The 2,822-nt window shown below is 53.8% G+C and carries 1 rRNA gene (cut by a window edge); it reads right to left on the bottom strand.

What is annotated here, in order from left to right:
• Window positions 1-167 precede the first annotated feature (167 nt).
• Window positions 168-2,822 (bottom strand): 23S ribosomal RNA (locus AC27VL_RS19495) (it continues 226 nt past the right edge of the window).

The following is a 2,822-nucleotide window of genomic DNA, read 5'->3' as shown; positions in this document are numbered from 1 at the left end:
GCGGTTGGAGTGTCGCTTCGGACGTCGTGTCTTTGCAGGGAGCGGGCATGATGATGCCTGCATTGCAAAGAGACGCGCCTGAGCGCCTGCCTCTCGTTTGGTCTTGTGACGTAGCGTGCACTTGGATCTATCGACATGTCATGTCGGCCAAGGCAACTTGAGGTTATATGGTCAAGCCTCTCGGATCATTAGTATCAGTTAGCTCAATACATTGCTGTACTTACACACCTGACCTATCAACCACGTAGTCTACATGGTTCCTTCAGGGGGCTTGTGCCCCGGGAGATCTCATCTTGAGGCGCGCTTCCCGCTTAGATGCTTTCAGCGGTTATCGCTTCCGAACATAGCTACCCGGCAATGCCACTGGCGTGACAACCGGAACACCAGAGGTTCGTCCACTCCGGTCCTCTCGTACTAGGAGCAGCCCCTCTCAAATCTCCAACGCCCATGGCAGATAGGGACCGAACTGTCTCACGACGTTCTGAACCCAGCTCGCGTACCACTTTAAATGGCGAACAGCCATACCCTTGGGACCGACTACAGCCCCAGGATGTGATGAGCCGACATCGAGGTGCCAAACACCGCCGTCGATATGAACTCTTGGGCGGTATCAGCCTGTTATCCCCGGAGTACCTTTTATCCGTTGAGCGATGGCCCTTCCATACAGAACCACCGGATCACTAAGTCCTAGTTTCCTACCTGCTTGATCCGTCGATCTTGCAGTCAAGCACGCTTATGCCTTTGCACACAGTGCGCGATGTCCGACCGCGCTGAGCGTACCTTCGAGCTCCTCCGTTACTCTTTAGGAGGAGACCGCCCCAGTCAAACTACCCACCATACACGGTCCCCGATCCAGATAATGGACCCAGGTTAGAACGTCAAGCACGACAGGGTGGTATTTCAAGGATGGCTCCACTGCAGCTAGCGCCACAGTTTCATAGCCTCCCACCTATCCTACACAGACGAACTCAACGTTCAGTGTAAAGCTATAGTAAAGGTTCACGGGGTCTTTCCGTCTTGCCACGGGAACGCTGCATCTTCACAGCGATTTCAATTTCACTGAGTCTCGGGTGGAGACAGCGCCGCTGTCGTTACGCCATTCGTGCAGGTCGGAACTTACCCGACAAGGAATTTCGCTACCTTAGGACCGTTATAGTTACGGCCGCCGTTTACTGGGGCTTCGATCAAGAGCTTCGCCTTGCGGCTGACCCCATCAATTAACCTTCCAGCACCGGGCAGGCGTCACACCCTATACGTCCACTTTCGTGTTTGCAGAGTGCTGTGTTTTTGATAAACAGTCGCAGCGGCCTGGTTACTGCGACCCTCTTCAGCTATAGCTCGCACGAGCCACCAAAAAGGGTGCACCTTCTCCCGAAGTTACGGTGCCATGTTGCCTAGTTCCTTCACCCGAGTTCTCTCAAGCGCCTGAGAATTCTCATCCTACCCACCTGTGTCGGTTTACGGTACGGTCTGCGTAAGCTGAAGCTTAGGAGCTTTTCCTGGAAGCGTGGTATCAGCAACTTCGCCATAAAGGCTCGTCTCGGTGCTCGGTCTTAAAGGATCCCGGATTTGCCAAAGATCCAAACCTACCGCCTTTCCCCGGGACAACCAACGCCCGGTATGCCTAACCTTCTCCGTCCCTCCATCGCACTTACGCGAGGTGCAGGAATATTAACCTGCTTCCCATCGACTACGACTTTCGTCCTCGCCTTAGGGGCCGACTCACCCTGCGCCGATTAACGTTGCGCAAGGAAACCTTGGGCTTTCGGCGTGCGGGTTTTTCACCCGCATTATCGTTACTCATGTCAGCATTCGCACTTCCGATACCTCCAGCAGACTTCTCAATCCACCTTCAACGGCTTACGGAACGCTCCTCTACCGCGTACATATAAATATGCACACCCCAAGCTTCGGTTCACTGCTTAGCCCCGTTAAATCTTCCCCGCAGACCGACTCGACCAGTGAGCTATTACGCTTTCTTTAAAGGGTGGCTGCTTCTAAGCCAACCTCCTGGCTGTCTGTGCCTTTCCACATGGTTTTCCACTTAGCAGTGAATTTGGGACCTTAGCTGTGGGTCTGGGTTGTTTCCCTTTTCACGACGGACGTTAGCACCCGCCGTGTGTCTCCCATACAGTCCGTCTCGGTATTCGGAGTTTGCAATGGTTTGGTAAGTCGCGATGACCCCCTAGCCATAACAGTGCTCTACCCCCGAGAGGATACATATGAGGCGCTACCTAAATAGCTTTCGAGGAGAACCAGCTATCTCCGGGTTCGATTAGCTTTTCACTCCTAATCACAGCTCATCCCCGTCTTTTGCAACAGACGTGGGTTCGGGCCTCCAGTACCTGTTACGGCACCTTCACCCTGGCCATGACTAGATCACCCGGTTTCGGGTCTACTGCCCGCGACTATGCGCCCTTATCAGACTCGGTTTCCCTTCGCCTCCCCTATACGGTTAAGCTTGCCACGAACAGTAAGTCGCTGACCCATTATACAAAAGGTACGCAGTCACCCCTTGCGAGGCTCCTACTGCTTGTACGCACACGGTTTCAGGATCTATTTCACTCCCCTCTCCGGGGTTCTTTTCGCCTTTCCCTCACGGTACTGGTTCACTATCGGTCGGTCAGTAGTATTTAGCCTTGGAGGATGGTCCCCCCATGTTCAGACAGGGTTTCACGTGCCCCGCCCTACTCGTCTTCACTGAAATGGCCCTTTCAGATACAGGGCTATCACCTTCTATGGCTGCTCTTTCCAGAGCATTTTCCTAGAACCAAATCAGCTTAAGGGCTAGTCCGCGTTCGCTCGTCGCTACTTACGGAATC

The sequence above is a fragment of the Stenotrophomonas sp. 14P6.2.3 genome, from assembly GCF_057799055.1.
Note: the sequence above shows the minus strand (reverse complement) of the source record. Positions and strands in the feature narration are given on the sequence as shown.